This window comes from Agrobacterium sp. (assembly GCF_059499945.1).
In genome coordinates this window covers 66,785-85,916 of sequence record NZ_JCABZP010000009.1, presented here as the reverse complement: position 1 = coordinate 85,916, position 19,132 = coordinate 66,785, and the positions used below count along the sequence as shown (strand labels likewise).

Genomic DNA, 19,132 nt, shown 5'->3' with positions numbered 1-19,132 from the left:
AACCCAGAACGGCGCGGTCAGGGCAACGGCGATCCAAAATAGAATGATCAGAGCGCCGAGATACGCGGGCAACGCGGCTTTGAGGTCGCGCCGAAGAAATCTGATGAGCCTCCTTGCCTTCGTAGGCGGGTAAGGCATGTCAATGGTGACCATGTCGGGACCTACTGAAGCTTGATCTTCGGATCGACAAGCGCATAGGCGAGATCCGTCAGAACATTGGTGAAGAGAAAGGCCGCGGCACCCAGCATCGTGACGCCCATGATCGCTGGATAGTCGAGTGCGCGTGCGGATTCGACGGCGTAGGAGCCAATGCCTGGCCAGGAGAAGATCGTCTCGGTGAGAACCGCTCCGGTGAGAAGAAAGGCGAAGGAATAGCCGATGATCGTGATCGCCGGAATAAGAGCGTTCGGAAGAGCATGGCGAAACAGGATACGCGCTTCGCTTGCACCCTTGGCCTTGGCCATCGCCACGTAATCCTGGCTCAGTGCCTCGAGCATGCTGCCTCGGACGAGACGCGATATGATGCCCATCACCGACCAGCCCAAAACACAGGCAGGCAGGATCAGATGATAAAATGCCTGCCCGAAGGTCGCCCAGTCTCCCTGCAGGATGGCGTCGATCGTATACATGCCGGTGACGGAGGGCGGCGGCGTTGCGCGGGCGTCAAGTCGGCCAGGGCCTGGCATGATGCCTAATTGCACTGAGAAGATCGAAAGGAACACCAGTCCGGACCAGAATACCGGGGTCGATGAGCCGAGCAAGGCAAACAGCCTTATGCCGTGATCGAAGACCCTATCCCGCAGCCTGGCGGCTGCAACCCCTGTGACGACGCCGAAAAAGGAAGCGACGACCATCGCCGCAAGCACGAGCTCGAAGGTCGCCGGTAGCCTTTGCAGGAGATCGTCGACGACCGGACGTTTTGTTCGAAACGAAATGCCGAGGTCGCCCTGGACGGCGTTCTTGACGTAGACAACATACTGCGTGAACGGGCTCTTATCGAGCCCCCACCTGGCTTTGGCCGCCGCCACCGCTTCCGGATTGCTCAACATGCGCTCCGGCAGGATCGAAGAAAGCGGATCGGCCTGGGTTGCGTGCGAGAGCACAAAAGCAATGGTGAGCACGCCTAGCAGCAGCGGCGGCAGGCTGATCAGGCGCCGAAGAAAGAATTTGAGTGCGCTCATGATGGTTCACCTGCCGCCAGAGGTTTAATTGCCGGACTTGAACTTCAGATCGCGAAGCGGAAGAAGCTCGTTGATGCTGTAGCTGACGCCCTCGATGTTCTTTCGATAGGTCAGGATGTTGTCGGGATTGACCAAGGGGACGATGACCCGGTCGTTGATCATCTCCATCGCCACATCATGGTAAAGTTGATCACGCTTTCCGTCTGGCGCGGCGAGCGCCTCATTGAGCAGCTTCTCTTCCTTCGGGTTCATGACGCCCTCTATCTTATCGGAACCGGAGCGGGCTGCCCATCGCGTTCCGGGAATCATACCGAAGGTTTTGACGAATTGCCCGGAGCCGTAATAATCCGGCGCATAATAAGAAGCGGTCAGCGGAATATGATCTCCCTTGACCGCGTCCAGCCAGACAGGAAACGTTGCGGGCTGCAGGTGCAGACGAATATTCGCCTTGCCGAGGTCCTGCTGCAATTTCTGCATCAGAAGCGACATGTCGACGCCATAGTAGTTCGAATTCGGAAATGTCGCGTCGAGATCAAGGCCGTTCTTCAGACCGGCTTCCTGCAGCAATGCCTTTGCCTTGGAGAGGTCGTAGGTGGGTTCCGGCAGGCCTTCGGTTCCGGGAAAGCCATTCGGGATCGGTGAGGGCTGCAACTTGCCGGCGCCTGCAACGGTGAAGTCGATCAATGACTTGTAGTCGACGGCAAGGGCGATCGCTTGACGAACCTTGAGGGTGAGTGGGACTTGGTTTGCCTTTGCGCCCGGGCTGATCGCCATATAGATGTAGTTGTAGGAGGGAACCGTTTCGACCTTGATGTCCGGATTGTTGAGCGTCGCTGCCGTGTCCGGTGAGATCTGCATGGCGATGTCGATATCGCCACTCTGAAGCATTTGGGCCTGGGCGACTGCGTCCTTCACCTGCCGGATGATAACTTCCGAGACACCGGCCGGTGTACCCCAGTATTTCGCATTCCGTTTGAAGCGCAATTCGTCGTTGGGGCTATATGAGCCAAGCTCAAACGGTCCGCTGCCGGCGGAATGGGCCAGGAACCAGGGCTCAGCGGTGTCGGTATTGGCGCCGTCCTTCGTAGCGAGCGCGCCATTGGCCTCAGCAAGCTTGCTGTTGACGATGGAGGCGTTCGGACCCATGACCTTGCCGAGGAATTCGGCATCCGGCTGACTGAGATGTGCGACGACGGTTTTTACATCCGGTGTTTCGATCGTCTTGATCGTATCGAGCAGCCAGGACATGCCGCCTTGCGCATTGGCAAGCCTGTTCCAGGACCAGACCACATCCTTGGCTTCAACAGGCGAACCATCGGCAAAGACTGCCTTCGGATCGATGTGGAAGGTGAAGACCGTATTGTCGGAATTGGCTTCCCATGATTTTGCCAGCGCCGGGAGAACTGACTTGCGGTCGGTGCCGAGACGAATCAGCGTCTCATATACAGAACTCAGATAAATCAGGCAGGTGTCGCAAGCGGCACGCGCCGGATCGAGCGAATTGATATCGAGGCCCCGGGCTACGACGATCGGCTTGTCTGCCGCCTGGGCAGCGAAGGCCGAACTGGAACTGACAAGAGCCGCCGTCAGGACCACTGAGGCGGCGTAGCTGTGAATAGGCCTGCGAAAGAGACTGTTCATCATGGTCTTCCCATTTCTTGGTGCGCTTGTTGTTCCCCGGTGGAATACGGCGGCGCAATCGACCAACTCCACCTTTTTTTGATTGATGCGAGCGACTTTGCGGCGCTTCTTATGATTTGATCGCGACGATCATTTCCAGTTCAACGGATATTCCGCGCGGTAGCGAGCCGGCCCCAATCGCCGACCTGGCGTGCGGTCCTGCTTCCGGCCCGAAGACCGACGTCAACAGATCCGAGCAGCCATTGATGACCCTAGGATGATCTTCGAACTCTTCGATGGCGTTGACGAACCCAAGCACCTTGACGATCCGCTGAACCCGGTTCAGGGAACCGATCTCGTGCTGGAGGGCCGCCAGCAGATTGATCGTCGTCAAGCGCGCATGGGCGTAAGCTTGCTCAATAGTGACATCGCGCCCGACCTTACCTGTCAATCGGATACCATCCGGGGTGACTGGCCCTTGACCAGACAAATAGACCAGATCCGCGTGACGAACGGCCATCACGAAATTAGCGACCGGCGCCCTTGGAATTGGCAAGCGCAGGCCCAACCGCTCCAACCTCTCATAAGGTCCTAGAAGTTCGGTGCGTTCAACCTCGATGTCGGTTGGCTCAGTCGTTGCACTCATCGAACGGCTCCTTGCACCCCCATAAGATCATCGCGAAAAAGCCGAACGGCATCCGCCGCTGCACGCGCGAGAAACGAGCCGTCGCTGCCGATGGTGATCAGCCGGAACCCCATCTCAGCCATTCTACGGGCGTACAGCGGGTCGACACAATGTAGGCCTGCGAACTGTCCGCGTTTTGCCGTTTCATCGAGGACATCCCGGTAGATTTTGAGCATCTCCGGCTCCTGCCGGTCGAAGATCGGTGGGAGGCCGTATGAAAACCCGAGGTCGCTTGGGCCAACGTAAACGCCGGAGACGCCCTCCACATCGAGAATCCCGGTCAGGTTCTCGACCGCTTCGGCGGTCTCGATCATGGGGATGATCAGCACTTCATCGTTTGCAAATGCCTGATAGGCGCCGCGTTCTCCGTAAACGGCGGCACGCGACGGTCCGTTGGACCGGCTGCCGCGGGGAGGGTACAGGCACGCATCGACGAACGCTTGCGCCTGCTCCACCGTATTGACCATCGGGCAGATCACGCCCCAGGCGCCTGCATCGAGAACCTTGCCGACCATTGCCGCGTCATTTGCCGGGACGCGAACGAGCGGCGTCGCCGCAAAACCGGAAATCGCCTGAAAGCAATGCACCATGCTCATGAAGTCCTGAACGCCATGCTGCAGATCGACAGTGATGCTGTCCCAATCCGCCCTGGCCAGAAGTTCCGCGGAATAGCCAGACGGAATGCTCAGCCAGCCATTGGCGCAGCTGCGTTCCGTCAAAGATACCTTCAGGCTGTTTTTCATTCCTCCGCTCCCTTTGTGTATTTTTGATATAGCATATTGCCATATTTGCGCAAGTATGAAATCAATATCGCCGCAAAATGTGTTATTTGATATAGCAAACTCGCTGCGCTTGCGCCAGCGATCATCGTAAAAGGCGGCGCCGGTGGACGTGGACACCCAATTTGAACGGCTGATTTCGTTTCGCATGGAGATCGGCGAAAGCCCGGTCTGGGATAGCAACCTGCAGAAGCTGTGGTTCGTCGACATCCTGGCGCCGGCGATCTATGCGCTGGAGCCGGTAACAAAGGAGCTTTCGACCTATATGATGCCGTCGCCCGTCGGCAGTGTCGGCCTCGCGACGGAGGGGCGACTGATCGTGGCCATGCGCACCGGCGTACACCTCTTCGATCCTGAAAGCGGTCGCTTGGAGTTTTTGGTCAACCCCGAGCCTGACGTTGCGCTCAACAGGCTGAACGATGGCAAGGTCGGTCCGGACGGCAACTTTTGGGTCGGCAGCATGCATGATGAGCGGCCGGCACAGCCGACCGGGGCGCTATATCGTATAGCGCCAGACGGTCGCTGCGACCGCATGGTCTCCGGGATCCACGTGTCCAATGGCCTGGCCTGGAGCCCCGACGGCAAGACGATGTATCATGCGGATTCCCGCGGCTATTGCGTCAAGGCCTTCGATTTCGACCCACGGTCCGGCGAGATCGCCAAGGAAAGGCTCGTCGTCGAGTTAAACTTCGAGGACGGCCTGCCAGACGGCGCGGCCGTCGACGTTGACGGGATCTACTGGAGTGCCGGCATCACCGCCGGAGTTCTTCACCGGATCGACCCAGAAACGAGCACACGTCGATCAACCCGCTTGCCGGTCGCAATGCCGACAATGCCCTGTTTCGGCGGAGCGGATATGCGCACCTTGTTCATCACCTCCCTGACCGGCACCCGCGACGGCGTGTCGGGCGAGGGCACACTTCTTGCCTGCCGGATGGAGCGGCCCGGCGTACCAGTCGGACGTTTCGGCGTGCCTCAATTACACCGGTAACCTGCCGCCACCGACAAAGTTCTTCGCGTTTTCACGACTACCGGAACAGGATCTCAAGCTCATGGAAAATACCGCAATCACAGGTTCAGCTGCCCTTGCATACCCCGATGTGCAACTGCTTATCGACAATGTCTGGCGACCGGCCTCGAGCGGGTTGCGTTCGCCCGTGCATAACCCTGCCACGGGCCAGCAGATCGGATCTTTTGCACATGCCGGCGAGGTCGACATCGGTCTCGTCCTTGAAGCGAGTGCGCGGGGCTTCGAGGTTTGGAAAAAGGTTTCGGCCTTTGAACGCTGCAAGTTGATGCGGCAGGCTGCATCGCTTTTGCGGGAGCGGGTGGAAACCATCGCAACCCTGCTCACGATTGAGCAGGGTAAGCCGATTGTAGAAGCAAGAACGGAAACGCTCGCCTGTGCCGATCTTATCGACTGGTTCGCGGAGGAGGGAAGGAGGGCGTATGGCCGGATCATTCCGCCGCGGGGACCAGCCATCCGCCAGAGCGTCACCAAGGAGCCTGTCGGTCCCGTCGCGGCGTTTACGCCATGGAACTTCCCAATCAGCCAGCTGACAAGAAAACTTGCAGCGGCACTCGCAGCTGGTTGCTCGATCGTCATCAAGGCGGCGGAGGAAACACCAGCCTCTCCGGCGGCACTGATCCAGACGTTTCTCGATGCCGGCTTGCCGCCCGGCGTCATCGGTCTGCTGCTCGGCACGCCATCGGAGATTTCTTCCCGGCTGATTGCGCATCCCACTATCCGCAAAGTGACTTTCACCGGCTCGACACCGGTTGGCAAGCAGTTGGCGAGCCTTGCCGGACTGCACATGAAGAAGACGACGATGGAACTCGGTGGCCACGCTCCGGTCTTCATTATGAAAGACGCCGACCTCAACCGAGCCGCGTCGGTCATGGCTGCATCGAAGTTTCGAAACGCTGGGCAGGTCTGTGTTGCACCCACACGATTTTTAGTGGAACAGCCCGTCTACGAGGAGTTCGTGGATCTTTTTGCAAAGGCCGCAGGATCAATCAAGGTTGGCAACGGCCTCGACCCTCAGACGGGAATGGGTCCACTCGCAAACGGCCGCCGTCTCGAGGCAGTGCAAAGCCTCGTTCAGGACGCCACTCAACGCGGTGCGCGCCTTATCGCTGGCGGCAAGCGGATAGGTAATGAAGGACATTTTTTCGAACCAACAGTGCTGGCTGACGTGCCTGTAGAAGCGCGCGCCATGAATGAAGAGCCCTTTGGACCGGTCGCGCTATTGGTGCCGATGGAGTCGTTGGACGACATGTTGGATGAGGCGGCCAGATTGGATTTTGGGCTTGCCGCCTACGGCTTCACCCGGTCTGCTGCGTCGGCGGCGCGGATCGCTGATGAGGTCGCCTCGGGCATGTTGTCCATGAACCACGCAGGCCTTGCCCTGCCCGAAGTCCCGTTCGGTGGGGTCAACGATTCCGGCTACGGCACGGAAGGAGGCGCCGATGCATTGGAAAGCTATTTGAACACAAAGTTCGTCACCCATCTCCAGGTCGACTAACCTTCAGCAGGCGGCACTGACACCGCATTCATTCGAACGGTAAACACCATGAATTATGATGTCCTGATTATCGGCGGTGGCATAATCGGGCTGGCCTGCGCGCGCGAGGTGGGCCTGCGATACCCCGGTCTCTCTATCGGCCTTCTTGAGAAGGAGGACGAACTGGCGCGTCATCAGACAGGCAGAAATAGTGGCGTCATCCATGCTGGCGTCTATTATCAGCCGGGAAGTTTGAAGGCACGGTTTTGCAGGGACGGTGTGGACGCGACGATCGAATTTTGCCGTACGCATGACATCAGGTTTGAGCAATGCGGCAAGATGATCGTTGCTACGAAGAGCGACGATCTGAACCGGATGAATGCCCTTTATGACCGCGCGATTTCAAACGGCGTCGCGATTGAACGGCTCGACGGACGCGAGCTGTCGCGCCGCGAGCCACATATTCAGGGCCTCGGAAGCCTGTTCGTTTCGACCACCGGCATCGTCGACTACGCCCAGATCACGCGGGCCATGGCGACGGAGACCGAAACGCGAGGCGCGCAGATCCACAAGGGACAAGAGGTCGTCACGATTCGTGAAGAAGCCTCGCTTGTGACCGTCGAAACCACACGCCAGACATTTACGGCATCGAACATCATCGTCTGTGCGGGCATAATGGCGGATCGGGTCGCCGAAATGAGTGGTCTCGAGCTTGACTTCCAGATGGTCCCGTTTCGCGGCGAGTATTATCGCCTGGCGGCCAGGCACAATGAGATCGTCAACCATCTCATCTACCCTGTGCCGGACCCTGAACTGCCGTTTCTCGGTGTCCACCTGACGCGAATGATCGGTGGCTATGTCACTGTCGGCCCAAACGCCGTCTTGGCTTTTTCTCGCAACGGTTATCGCTTTGGCGATATCAGTCCGCGCGACCTCTATGAGACCGTCTCGTATCCGGGGTTTCGCAAGATGGCGAAGCGTTATCTGTCCTCCGGTTTGTCGGAGATGTGGAATTCGTTGAGCAAGCGGCGTTACCTCGCTCTTTGTCAGCGCTATTGCCCCGAGCTGAAACTCGAAGACCTCGAGCCGTACAGGGCGGGCGTCAGAGCCCAGGCGATCATGCGTGACGGAACGCTCGTCCATGATTTCATTTTCCGTCAGACCAGCCGCTCGATCCATGTCTGCAATGCACCGTCGCCAGCTGCAACTTCCGCCATGCCGATCGCGCGGGAGGTCATCGATCGGGCATCCGCGCAATTTGCCTGGTGAGACGAATTGGATAATCCCACCACAGTTTCTGCCGCTCCGGTCGTTCGCATGAGTGCCCGCCGGACCAGCATTATAGGCGGCGCACTGGCGACGCTCGGGCCGATCTCAATGTCGGCCTATACGCCGGCAATGCCGCAGATGATGGCGGCGCTACATACGACAGAAGCGGCAATCAAGCTGTCGCTGTCTGTCTATTTCGGGGCGTTTTCGGTGACCCAACTGGTCTGTGGGCCGCTCTCCGACAGGTTCGGACGACGACCGACCGCACTTGTCTTTCTTGCCATCTATATTGCCGGCGGGTTTGTTGCCGCGGGCGCGTCGACAGTATTCTGGCTTGTCGTAGGGCGTCTATTGCAGGGCATCGGCGCCTCGGTGGGGATTACGGTCGCGCGTGCGATTGTCAGGGATCAATTCGACGGTCGCGAGGCGGCAACCGTCATGAACCTAATTGGCATGATGCTGGCGATTGGTCCGGCGATTGCCCCGACGCTGGGCAGCCTCGCACTTTTGCGAGGCGGCTGGGAATGGGTATTGATCATGCTCGCGCTTTTCGGCGTTTGCGTACTCACCCTCGTGCTTTGCGCGCTACGCGAAACATGTCCATTCCGCGATGAACAGCTTGTCCCGATGGGGCCGATTGCTTCCTATCTGGCGCTCATTGCCGACAAGAGCTTCATGGCCGCAACGGTCGCATTGGGATGCGCGATCGGAGCGCTTTACGCCCTGGCGACAACACTTCCTTTTATTCTGATCAAGATTGTCGGGCTTTCTCCAACAGAATTTGCTCTCGGCATGTTGTTGCAATCCGGAGGCTATATCGCAAGTTCGATCATGCTGCGTTACGCCTCGCCGGGGCTCGGAGGCAACCGCTGCGTGGCCATCGGATTGGGCCTGGTCGTCACTGCCGGACTCCTAATGTTCGTCGCGTCGATGCAACTTGCGCCGCACTTTATTACCATCATGGGACCGGTTGGCCTTCTTGCATGCGGCCTGGCCTTTATGACTCCGCATCTGAGTGTCGTGGCGCTCGCCCCGTTCCGCAAGGCTGCGGGCTCCGCCTCTGCAATGATGGGTTTTATTCAAATGGGGTGCGGGTTCGCGGGTTCCCTCGTGACTTCGGTGTTCGTTTCCCCGGTACAGGCTTTCGGCACGGTCATCCCCATACTGACAATCATGGCGGGGACCAGTTATCTGCTGTTTCAACGGCTTCGACGCGCATGACTTGTCAAATGTGGTCGGCCGGTAATGCGACAGATGCAGGAAGTAGCGTCGTCGGACCGCGTTGATGAATAGCGAACGGTAAAACTGTGAAGCGCTATTTTAATATATCAAAAAGCGCGCACAACTGCGGCGAATTTCGATAGAAGTTCCTATGCAACAGCCTCGACAAGGGCTCCGCAGACGGATGCCGGCACACCACCTCACGAGGCGATCGTATATGCTGCTCGCGCTATTAAACATCTGTTTTTACCTAGTATAGTTGATCGATATTCACGTGGACCCGACTAGTGGAACGCGATATTCATGGTGCCTACCTGTCCCAAAACCCTCCTTTTCAGGAATTTTCCTTAATGCTTCACATTCAGATTTGACAGCACGCAATGCGCATGTATGATATAGCAAAACAACAAGGGAACGATATTGTGTTCGGCTTTGCGATGCGTCGTCTCGCCACGATGTTGCCTATCATGCTCATCGTGGCGCTACTCGTTTTCAGTCTTCTCTATTTCGCGCCTGGCGACCCTGCCGTTCTTCTGGCTGGCGATCAGGCCTCTCCACAGCAAATCGCGGCGATCCGTCAAAACCTCGGGCTTGATCAGCCTTTCATCCCCCGGTTCATTGGCTGGATCGGTGGCCTTCTCAAGGGGGATCTCGGCACCTCCATTGTCAGCAATGTTCCGGTGACGACATTGATCGCACAAAGACTGGAGCCGACTCTGTCGCTGATGGTGCTGACGCTCCTTTGGTCGCTGATCGTGTCCGTGCCCCTCGCTCTCATTGCCGCATGGCGACGGGGCATGTTTGTCGACCGGCTTGTCATGCTGTTCGGCGTGATCGGTTTCTCGGTGCCGCTCTTCGTTTTCGCCTACTGCCTGTCCTATATTTTCGCTGTCGAACTGAAATGGCTGCCCGTCCAGGGATACAAGCCGCTCTCAAGCGGGCTATGGCCCTGGCTATCGAGCCTCATGTTGCCGGCTTTCGCACTCGGAACGGGATACGTTGCGCTGATCTCGCGCGTCGCCAGGGCCGCGCTTATCGAGGTGCTTGATCAGGATTATATCCGCACTGCCCGCGCCAAGGGGGCTTCTCCACGGCAAATCCTGTTCGGCCAGGCTCTCAAAAATGCGGCGGTTCCAATCGCAACCATTGTGGGAATAGGCGCGGGGCTGCTGATCGGCGGAGCGGTTGTCACCGAGACGGTCTTCGCCTTGCCGGGCATCGGAAGGTTAACGGCCGACGCGATACTTCGACGCGACTATCCGGTCATCCAGGGTGTCGTGCTGCTTTTCTCGTTTGCTTACATGATCGTCAATCTCGTCGTCGATCTCCTCTACCCACTTCTGGATCCGAGGATACGCTATTGACCAGCCCGCTGTTCGCCTCCCCGCCGATCGCGCATGAACTTCCAGATATCCTCGAATATCGACCCCCGCGCAAAGGTCTTGCCGCAATGCTCTCATCCAATATTGCAGCAAGTTTTGGCGCTACGGCATTGCTTGTGCTGGGGTTGATCGCGCTGCTTGCTCCCTTTCTTGGTACGTCGGATCCGATCGCCATTTCGCCCATCGCGAGACTTCAGGCCCCATCGATGGCCCATTGGCTGGGTACGGATGCTTTTGGTCGCGACCTTTATTCGCGTATCGTCTACGGCGCGCGCGTTTCACTCGTTGTCGGTTTTTCCGTAGCCGCGGTCGCAACGGTGATCGGCGTCGCTTTAGGCGTTGTAGCAGGATACAGCCGGATCGCAGACGGCCTTGTCATGCGGATCATGGACGCAATCATGTCCATTCCCTCGATCCTGCTGGCCATTGCACTCGTCGCCCTGACCCGTCCCTCCGTTCTCAATGTCGTTGTTGCCATTTCCGTCGCAGAAATTCCCCGCGTCGCGCGGCTTATCCGCGGCGTGGTCCTTTCGCTTCGCGAGATGGACTACATCAGCGCCGCGATCTCGACCGGATCCACGCCAAGACGGATCATTCTTCGGCACATCCTGCCGAACGCCGTCGCACCGATCATCGTGCAGGCAACCTATATCTGCGCTTCGGCGATGATTGTCGAAGCGACATTATCCTTCATTGGGGCCGGCACGCCGCCTTCGATCCCCTCCTGGGGCAATATCATGGCGGACGGGCGCGCCTTATGGCAGGTCAAGCCGTTCATCGTCCTGGCGCCAGCGCTGGTTTTGTCCTTCACCGTGCTTTCGGTCAACATGGTTGGCGACGGGCTGCGTGACCTCTTCGATAGCAAGATGGTCACGGGGATATGACAATGGCCCTGCTTGAGATCGAAAGTCTCCAAACCCATTTCCGTACGCCGGACGGCATCAACCGGGCAGTTGATGGGCTGAGCCTCAGTGTTGATGCTGGACAGACGCTCGCAATTGTTGGCGAATCTGGATGCGGCAAGTCCGTAACGTCGATGTCCATCATGCGCTTGTTGCCGGAACGAACGGCAACGAGCGCGGGCCGTATCATGTTGAATGGACGCAACTTGTTGGAGCTTGACGAAGCCGAGATGCGGCGTGTTCGCGGAAACGAGATCGGTATGATCTTTCAGGAGCCGATGACAAGCCTCAATCCGGTGCTGACCGTCGGACGCCAGATTGCCGAGACCGTTGGGTTCCACGCGAAGCAATCAAAGGGGGAGCGATACGCCCAAGCCAGAAAGATGCTGGAGCTGGTTGGGATTCCGGATCCGGATCGTCGCCTCCATGAGTACCCGCACCAACTGTCGGGAGGCATGCGCCAGCGTGTAATGATCGCTATCGCACTTGCCTGCAATCCCAAGATTCTTATTGCCGATGAACCGACCACCGCGCTCGACGTGACCATCCAGGCGCAGGTCCTCGATCTGCTCGCCGATCTGCAGAAGCGTTCCGGAACCGCTGTGATCCTGATCACCCATGATCTGGGCGTGGTCGCGGAGGTCGCTGATCGGGTAGTCGTCATGTATGCAGGCAGGAAAGTCGAAGAGGCCACCACCCGAGATCTTTTGAACATGCCGCGTCACCCGTATACACGGGGCCTTCTGGATGCGGTCCCGAGAATCGGAGACCGGCGGCGTGATAAGCTGAACGAGATCCCGGGGCAGGTCCCAAGCCTCAAGAAGCGCATCATGGGTTGCATCTTCGCCAATCGCTGTCCCTTGGTCACGGACTTTTGCCGCGCGCACGCGCCCGCCCTGCAAACCAAGGCACCAGGCCACGTGGTCGCTTGCCATCTTGCGGCTATTGAAGGGATCGCGGCATGAGCATCGCCGATCAGCCTCTCCTCTCGATCAGGGCAATCAATAAACACTTTCCGCTTCGCAAAGGAGTTTTCTCCCGACGTCACGTCGTTTTGAAGGCGGTTGACGGCGTAAGCTTCGATATCCTGCGCGGTGAAACGCTGGCGCTGGTGGGGGAGTCGGGCTGCGGAAAATCAACCGTCGGCAAGACAATCATCGGTCTCATTCCACCGACGGACGGGTCGATATGGTTGTCGGGTGAGCGGATCGACACGCTCAATGGCGAAGCCTTTCGGCGGCGACGCCGGCAAGTCCAGTTCATTTTCCAGGATCCATATGCGAGCCTCAATCCTCGTATGCGGGTTCGGGATATCATTTCCGAACCGATTCTGAATTTCGGGCTGGCGGAAACCAGCCGGGATATAGATATGCGCATTGCCGAACTCATCGAGCTGGTTCGGCTTCCCGGCGATGCGGCGGACCGCTTTCCTCACGAATTCTCCGGGGGACAGCGGCAGCGCATCGGCATAGCGCGCGCGCTCGCTCCACGGCCTGATCTCATCATATGCGACGAGGCTGTTTCGGCTCTCGATGTTTCCGTCAAAGCCCAGATCGTCAATCTATTGCAAGAGTTGAAAGTCGAGCTCGGGCTCTCTCTTCTCTTCATCAGCCACGATCTCGCCGTCGTCGACCACATCGCCGACCGTGTCGCGGTCATGTATCTCGGACGGATTGTCGAGATCGCATCAAGGGACGCCTTGTTCGAAAATCCGCAACATCCCTACACGCAGGCATTGTTGTCGGCCGTGCCTGTCCCGGATGTCAACGTAGAGCGCAAGCGTATCGTCCTGCAAGGCGATCTTCCGTCACCGGCCAATCCGCCTCCGGGCTGCAGTTTCAGCAGCCGGTGTCCGGCGGTGTTCGGCCGCTGCAAGCTGGAGACGCCGCAACTTCGTCAGACCGACACCGGGCACTTGGCCGCCTGCCATCTGCTGGAAAGCACTCCACAATGAAACCACGCGACAATCAACAGGGGACAGTGACCAATGAAGCGCAGACAGTTTCTTCAGACCACCGCCGGGTTTGCCGCCGCGGGTGTCCTGCCGGGTTTTTCGCCGGCGGCACGCGCTCAGACCTCCAGCGTGCTCAAGTTTGTGCCGCAAGCGGACCTTGCGGTCATCGACCCGCATGGATCTCCTTCCTACGTCACCCGAAATCACGCGATGCTTGTCTTCGACACTCTCTATGGCGTGGACAGCAACAACGTTCCGCAGCCGCAGATGGTGGAAGGGCACCACGTCGAAAATGACGGCAAAACCTGGCGGCTGTCACTGCGCGAGAAGCTCAGCTTTCACGACAAGACGCCGGTGCTTGCTCGCGACGTTGTGGCAAGCCTCAATCGGTGGATGCAAAAAGACGGCTTTGGAAGGACCTTTGCCGGATTTCTCGACGAACTGTCAGCACAGGATGACCGGACCGTCGCCTTTCGTCTGAAGCAACCATTCCCGATACTTCCCGATCTTCTCGGCAAGATGGCGTCTTATTCAACCGGCATCATGCCAGAGCGTCTCGCAAAAACGGATGCGAACACGCCAGTGCCGGAGATTATCGGGAGCGGCCCATTCCGTTATGCAGCCGCGGAGCGCGTGGCCGGTTCTTTGAACGTCTATACGAAATTCGAGGGCTATGTACCCCGGTCCGAACCGGCGTCGAATCTCGCTGGCGGCAAAGTTGTTCATTTCGATAGGGTCGAATGGCACACCATCCCCGATCCTGCCACGGCTGCCGCCGCTCTTCAGTCTGGTGAAATCGACTGGTGGGAGCAGCCGACTGCCGACCTCGCAGCGATTTTTGCAGGCACCGATGTCAGTGTCAAGGTCAAGGATAGGTCCGGGAACATCGGTCTTCTGCGGCTGAATTTTCGCCAACCCCCGTTCGATCGGGCTGAGATACGCAACATCGTTCTGAGGGCCATCAACCAGCGCGATTTTATGCTCGCGGCGGTTGGTGCGGACGAGAAACTATGGAAGGTGCCCGCAGGGTTCTTCCATCCAGGCTCTGTCCTGGCCTCGACGGAAGGACTGGAGACCTTCTCGAGGGAGCCGGATTACGGCTCCGTCAAAAAAGAGCTTGTTGCCGCCGGATACAAGGGCGAGCGCGTCGTCTTACTTTCGACTTCGGATTTTCCCGTGATCCGGGCTTTCGGCGAAGTGACGGCCGATCTGTTCCGCAAGATCGGCCTCAACGTCGACCTTCAGGTGCAGGACTGGGCGACCATCTCCACGAGGATGAAGAACAAGGGCGATCTGGCCTCGGGAGGCTACAGCGCCTATTGCAATTTCGTGGCAGGCGCTGGAACCTTCAATCCGGCTTCCCACACGTTCCTCCGCTCCAATGGGGAGAATGCGTTCGATGGCTGGCCCGATATCCCCGAGATTGAAAAGCTGCGCGCAGCCTGGCTGAGTGCACCGGACGTCGCGGCGCAAAAAGAAATCGGCCGAAACATCCAGGAAATTGCTCTCAAGAAGGTGCCCTACATTCCACTCGGCATGTTCTATTTCCCAACCGCTTACAAATCGGACCTTACCGGAGTTCTCGACACAATGCCGCTCTTCTGGAGCGTTCGTCGGGGCTGACCGGTCCATGCGGATACGGGCAGAAGCCTGTGTCCGTTCCCGTTTACCAACTATGTACATGGAAAATACGATGCTGCGCACGGATCCGCACACTGCCCATTATAAAGTCGACCCGAACAGAACCGATCTGGTCGACGAGTTTCGACGTGCCCCGAAAGGGCCGCACAGCGCCGAACTTCAGAAAGTGCTCCATCGGATGAGGTGGTCGGGCGAAGGCGGTCGGTTTGCCGTCGTCCCGGTCGATCCCGGGCGCGTATGGATGCTTTGCCGTTTGCCGGAAAGGCGCGGCGAACCGATCGAGACATTTAAAGATACGACGTTCCGAAGTCTGGCCGAAGCGGAGTGGCATGTGTTCAAGATCCGCTGGCAGGCAATCACCGGCGTTGCAATCGAAGACGGGAACGGGAAACGGCAATGATCGATACGACAAGCATACTTGGCTACGCAAAACCCTGGAGCGTTGCTCCCGGCGAAACTGTCGCATTTCATCTGGCGAGTGAATTTCTGGATTCGGCCGCAATCCGCGTTGTACGGGTTCGCTGTGCCGATCCTGACGAAAACGGCCCCGGTCTGAAGCTTCATCATGTTGCAAGCTCTCTTGATGGGACGGTTGCACTGAGCCCACCAACGGTCCAGACCGGATCGTTTGTGCAAATTCCCGATATAGCCCTTCTTAAGCATCTGAACGAATTCAGCATTGGTTTGTGGATTTATCCTACGCGTGTCGGTGCAGGATCTCAAACGATCATCTCGCGATGGAATGGCCGTTTGGATTGCGGCTGGAAGCTCGCGCTCGATGCCGATGGTGCGTTGTCGATCGTCATCGCCGGGAATGGTGCGAGAGCATCGGCGCGGACGAACGGTTCCGTTCTGAATCGGGAATGGATTTTTGTGACCGCATCGTATTCCGGGTCTCATGGGAAACTGGAGATTTCCGCAACGAGCCTCGCGACCGATGGCGGGCGCGCCCGAAGCCTCGTTGGCTCCGCGGCCGCACCGGCCGGCTGCAGGTGGCCAGCCTCGACGCCGCTTATCCTCGCGGCCGAATGGCCGGGAGATGGTGCTGAAAACGCGCGAGCAGCCAAGCATTTCAACGGAAAAATCGATCGGCCGCGCCTTTATGCAAAAGCGGTCAGTGCCGATTTCATGCGTTCTTTGGTGGAGTCTCTTCATCCCTCTCCAGCCGATCCCGATCTGCTCGCGGCCTGGGATTTCAGTAGTGATATGAGTTCGGATACATGCTGGGACATTTCCGCCCATGCGCTACACGGAGAGGCACATCACTTACCAATGCGGGCCGCGACCGGGGCAAACTGGACCGGACAGGTTCAGAGCTGGAAGGAAGACCCGACACAGTACGGCGCCATTCATTTCCATGACGACGATCTCGAAGATGTGGGCTGGGCCGCTTCCTGTGAGTACGAAATTCCCGCAGATCTCAAATCCGGCTTCTATTCGTTGGAAGCAACTGGTGAGGTCGACGGGCGCAAAGTCGAAAGCCATACAATCTTCTTCGTCCGCCCCCCAGCCGGCAAGCGTACCGCTGACGTTCTAGTGATCGCGCCCACGGCAACCTATCTTGCCTATGCGAACAACCATTCTCGCATCGACCAGACTCATTTCGAGGTCATGGCGGATGGTCTGATGGTGCTTTCCCAGGATGACCTGTTCACGCATGCGCATCGCGAATTCGGCATGTCGCTCTATGACACTCATTCGGATTTGAGTGGTTCCTGCTATTCATCCGCAGCGCGTCCTATCATCAACGGGCGTCCGCGATCGAGCACGTTCAACTACGTTAACGACACGCATTTCCTTGATTGGCTGGAGGAGGAGAGGGTCGGCTATGATGTGGTGACCGATGAGGACATCCACCGAAAGGGGGCCAGTCTCCTCGCATCCTATCCTGTGGTCGTGAACATGACCCATCCGGAATATTATTCCCGCGAAATGCTCGACGCCCTAACCGCTTATCAAAACGGCGGCGGGCGTCACATGTATCTTGGTGGAAACGGATTTTACTGGAGGGTTACCTTCCACCCCAAAAAGCAGGGCGTCATAGAACTGCGGCGAGGAATAACGGGGCTCCGAAGCTGGGAAGCCGAGGCCGGGGAAGGCAGCCTGTCGTTTACTGGAGAGCCAAGTGGACTGTGGCGCAGCAGCGGACGAGCGCCGCAGCGGTTGTGCGGGGTTGGATTCTCGGCGCAGGTTTTCGACCATTCCGGCTCCTACCGCCGTCTTGCGGATAGTTTTGACCCACGTGCCGCCTTTGTCTTCGACGGGATCGGCGACGATGAGGTTATTGGCAATTTCGGCCTCCGGCTCGGTGGGGCGGCCGGCCTCGAGATCGACCGCTCCGACCGCGATCTGGGATCGCCACCGGAAATGCTAGTGTTGGCGACGGCGGATCAGATGGGGCCGGGCGGTATTCCGGCACCCGAAGAACTCCCGGCTCTCTACCGCGGTTTCACGGGAGAAGAAAGCAACATTGCCCGGGCAGACATCGTGCTTTGCCCGACGGACAAGGGCGGGGCGGTGTTTTCGACGGGCTCTATCGCCTGGTGCTGTGCGCTCTCGCACAACGGTTACGACAACAATGTTAGCCGAATGACACGGAACGTGCTGCGGCGGTTTATGGACCCCAGTCCGCTCGATCTTTCAGAATCCGGGCGGGAAAGGACGAGATGATGACGGAAAAACTGCTTGCCGGGCGCGATTGGGAGGCGCCGCTTCACTTCACGGAGAAAGGCGTGCCGGGGAGTGTAACGGAGCTACCGCTCTCCCAAGTCGCCGACATGAACTGGAATGTGCTGGCGGAAGATTTGCCGATGCCGGTCGCCGTCATCCGCCGCGACGCACTTTTGCACAACAGCGCATGGATGAAAAGATTCTTGCACGACACAGGCGTTCAGATCACCCCGCATGGCAAGACGACGATGTCGCCAACGCTATTTGATCTGCAGTTGGCGGACGGTGCATGGGCGATCACGATCGCTACCCCGCATCAGTTTCAAGTTGCGCGACAATTTGGCTACAAACGGATCTTCATGGCCAACCAATTGATCGGCCGCCAGGCGATTTTGGATATTGTCGGTGCCCTCGTCGAGGATCAAGATCTTGATTTCTATTGCCTTGTCGATGACCCATCCAATGTCGCTGCTCTCGCGGCGGGCGTACGGGCGCGCGGACTGCTCCGTCCGCTGAAGGTTCTGGTCGAGCTAGGATATCAAGGGGGCCGAACGGGTTGCCGCGATACGGCGAAGGCACTCCAACTCGCACGCGCGGTCCATCGCGAGCGGGACGCCCTTGCCTTGTCGGGGATTGAAGGCTTTGAGGGCCTTATCCGTGGTGACGGTACCGCCGAGGCGAGGGCCCAGGTTAACAGCCTCCTCGATGGAATGATGAGCCTCGCGGAAGCTGTCGAGCAAGAAGGTTTGTTTGCGCCAGGGCTGGTTCTGCTTTCAGCCGGTGGATCGAGCTATTTCGATATCGTCAGCACGCGATTGTCGCAGGCTAATCTCGACCGTCCCTTCAAAGTGCTACTTCGGTCCGGTTGCTACATCACCTATGATTCCGGGCTCTACGTCCGCGCCATGCAGGCCATGAGCGAGCGAAATAACGCGCCAGCCGGAACAGAGGAGGGGTTGCGCGCGGCCCTGGAGGTTTGGGCCTATGTTCAATCGCGCCCGGAACCGGGCAAGGCAATCATCGCTTTCGGCAAACGCGACGCCTCGCACGACGAGCCACCAGTACCTCTGAAGTGGTTCCGCCCGAACACACACAACAAAGGATCTCCAGTTGACATGCCGGAAGGCCACACGGTTACTCGGCTGAATGACCAGCATTGTCACATGGAGATACCGGAAAACTCGCCGCTTGCGGTGGGAGATCTTGTCGGTTTCGGCATCTCCCACCCCTGCCTGACATTCGACAAATGGCGCGTAATTCACCTGGTCGATGAAACCTACCGGGTCACGGGCTCGTTCCGAACCTATTTTTGATAGCTTCACAC

General features: G+C 58.3%; 16 protein-coding genes. 12 read left to right on the top strand and 4 right to left on the bottom strand.

Translation table 11 applies throughout. From position 1 onward, the window contains the following. Window positions 1-161 precede the first annotated feature (161 nt). The 4 genes from AC5I5B_RS06425 to AC5I5B_RS06410 form a co-directional block, all read right to left on the bottom strand. Window positions 162-1,181 carry an ABC transporter permease gene (locus AC5I5B_RS06425; protein ID WP_495752573.1) on the bottom strand — a complete coding sequence of 340 codons (1,020 nt, stop codon included), beginning with the start codon at window positions 1,179-1,181 and terminating at the stop codon, window positions 162-164. Window positions 1,182-1,205: 24 nt separating this feature from the next. Beyond that, window positions 1,206-2,825 carry an ABC transporter substrate-binding protein gene (locus tag AC5I5B_RS06420; RefSeq protein WP_495752572.1) on the bottom strand — a complete coding sequence of 540 codons (1,620 nt, stop codon included), beginning with the start codon at window positions 2,823-2,825 and terminating at the stop codon, window positions 1,206-1,208. Between the two features lie 106 nt (window positions 2,826-2,931). Continuing rightward, on the bottom strand, window positions 2,932-3,447 hold the full coding sequence (locus AC5I5B_RS06415; protein ID WP_495752571.1) for a RidA family protein: 516 nt from the start codon (window positions 3,445-3,447) through the stop codon (window positions 2,932-2,934). Next, entirely contained in the window at window positions 3,444-4,229 is a 786-nt protein-coding gene (locus AC5I5B_RS06410) for an HpcH/HpaI aldolase family protein (protein ID WP_495752602.1), read from the bottom strand. Before AC5I5B_RS06410 ends, AC5I5B_RS06415 begins: the two co-directional genes overlap by 4 nt. Window positions 4,230-4,371: 142 nt before the next feature. Between AC5I5B_RS06410 and AC5I5B_RS06405 the strand changes: the two genes are divergently transcribed. The 12 genes from AC5I5B_RS06405 (at window position 4,372) to AC5I5B_RS06350 (ending at window position 19,121) form a co-directional block, all read left to right on the top strand. After that, complete coding sequence (locus tag AC5I5B_RS06405; RefSeq protein ID WP_495752570.1) at window positions 4,372-5,256, top strand: SMP-30/gluconolactonase/LRE family protein; 885 nt, start codon at window positions 4,372-4,374, stop codon at window positions 5,254-5,256. Window positions 5,257-5,317: 61 nt separating this feature from the next. Beyond that, window positions 5,318-6,790 (top strand): NAD-dependent succinate-semialdehyde dehydrogenase, encoded by a 1,473-nt coding sequence (locus tag AC5I5B_RS06400; RefSeq protein ID WP_495752569.1) that lies wholly within the window; start codon window positions 5,318-5,320, stop codon window positions 6,788-6,790. Window positions 6,791-6,838: 48 nt separating this feature from the next. Then, window positions 6,839-8,038 (top strand): L-2-hydroxyglutarate oxidase, encoded by a 1,200-nt coding sequence (lhgO, locus tag AC5I5B_RS06395; protein ID WP_495752568.1) that lies wholly within the window; start codon window positions 6,839-6,841, stop codon window positions 8,036-8,038. 6 nt (window positions 8,039-8,044) lie between these two features. Next, window positions 8,045-9,259 (top strand): multidrug effflux MFS transporter, encoded by a 1,215-nt coding sequence (locus AC5I5B_RS06390; protein WP_495752567.1) that lies wholly within the window; start codon window positions 8,045-8,047, stop codon window positions 9,257-9,259. 422 nt (window positions 9,260-9,681) lie between these two features. Next, window positions 9,682-10,623, top strand: coding sequence for an ABC transporter permease (locus AC5I5B_RS06385; protein ID WP_495752566.1), 942 nt, complete (start codon window positions 9,682-9,684; stop codon window positions 10,621-10,623). Beyond that, window positions 10,620-11,525: an ABC transporter permease gene (locus AC5I5B_RS06380; RefSeq protein WP_495752565.1), complete on the top strand. Its 906-nt coding sequence runs from the start codon at window positions 10,620-10,622 to the stop codon at window positions 11,523-11,525. The genes AC5I5B_RS06385 and AC5I5B_RS06380 overlap by 4 nt, the downstream gene beginning before the upstream one ends. A gap of 2 nt (window positions 11,526-11,527) precedes the next feature. After that, window positions 11,528-12,508, top strand: a complete 981-nt coding sequence (locus AC5I5B_RS06375; RefSeq protein WP_495752564.1) for an ABC transporter ATP-binding protein — start codon at window positions 11,528-11,530, stop codon at window positions 12,506-12,508. After that, the gene (locus tag AC5I5B_RS06370; RefSeq protein WP_495752563.1) at window positions 12,505-13,497 is read left to right on the top strand and encodes an ABC transporter ATP-binding protein; all 993 of its coding nucleotides are present in this window, start codon (window positions 12,505-12,507) and stop codon (window positions 13,495-13,497) included. Before AC5I5B_RS06375 ends, AC5I5B_RS06370 begins: the two co-directional genes overlap by 4 nt. Window positions 13,498-13,530: 33 nt before the next feature. Continuing rightward, a complete protein-coding gene (locus AC5I5B_RS06365) occupies window positions 13,531-15,120 on the top strand; it encodes an ABC transporter substrate-binding protein (RefSeq protein ID WP_495752562.1) in 1,590 nt (529 codons plus the stop codon). A gap of 70 nt (window positions 15,121-15,190) precedes the next feature. Continuing rightward, a complete protein-coding gene (locus AC5I5B_RS06360) occupies window positions 15,191-15,538 on the top strand; it encodes a N,N-dimethylformamidase alpha subunit family protein (protein ID WP_495752561.1) in 348 nt (115 codons plus the stop codon). Further along, the gene (locus AC5I5B_RS06355) at window positions 15,535-17,808 is read left to right on the top strand and encodes a N,N-dimethylformamidase beta subunit family domain-containing protein (RefSeq protein ID WP_495752560.1); all 2,274 of its coding nucleotides are present in this window, start codon (window positions 15,535-15,537) and stop codon (window positions 17,806-17,808) included. The genes AC5I5B_RS06360 and AC5I5B_RS06355 overlap by 4 nt, the downstream gene beginning before the upstream one ends. After that, window positions 17,805-19,121: an amino acid deaminase gene (locus AC5I5B_RS06350; protein ID WP_495752559.1), complete on the top strand. Its 1,317-nt coding sequence runs from the start codon at window positions 17,805-17,807 to the stop codon at window positions 19,119-19,121. Before AC5I5B_RS06355 ends, AC5I5B_RS06350 begins: the two co-directional genes overlap by 4 nt. Window positions 19,122-19,132: the final 11 nt, after the last annotated feature.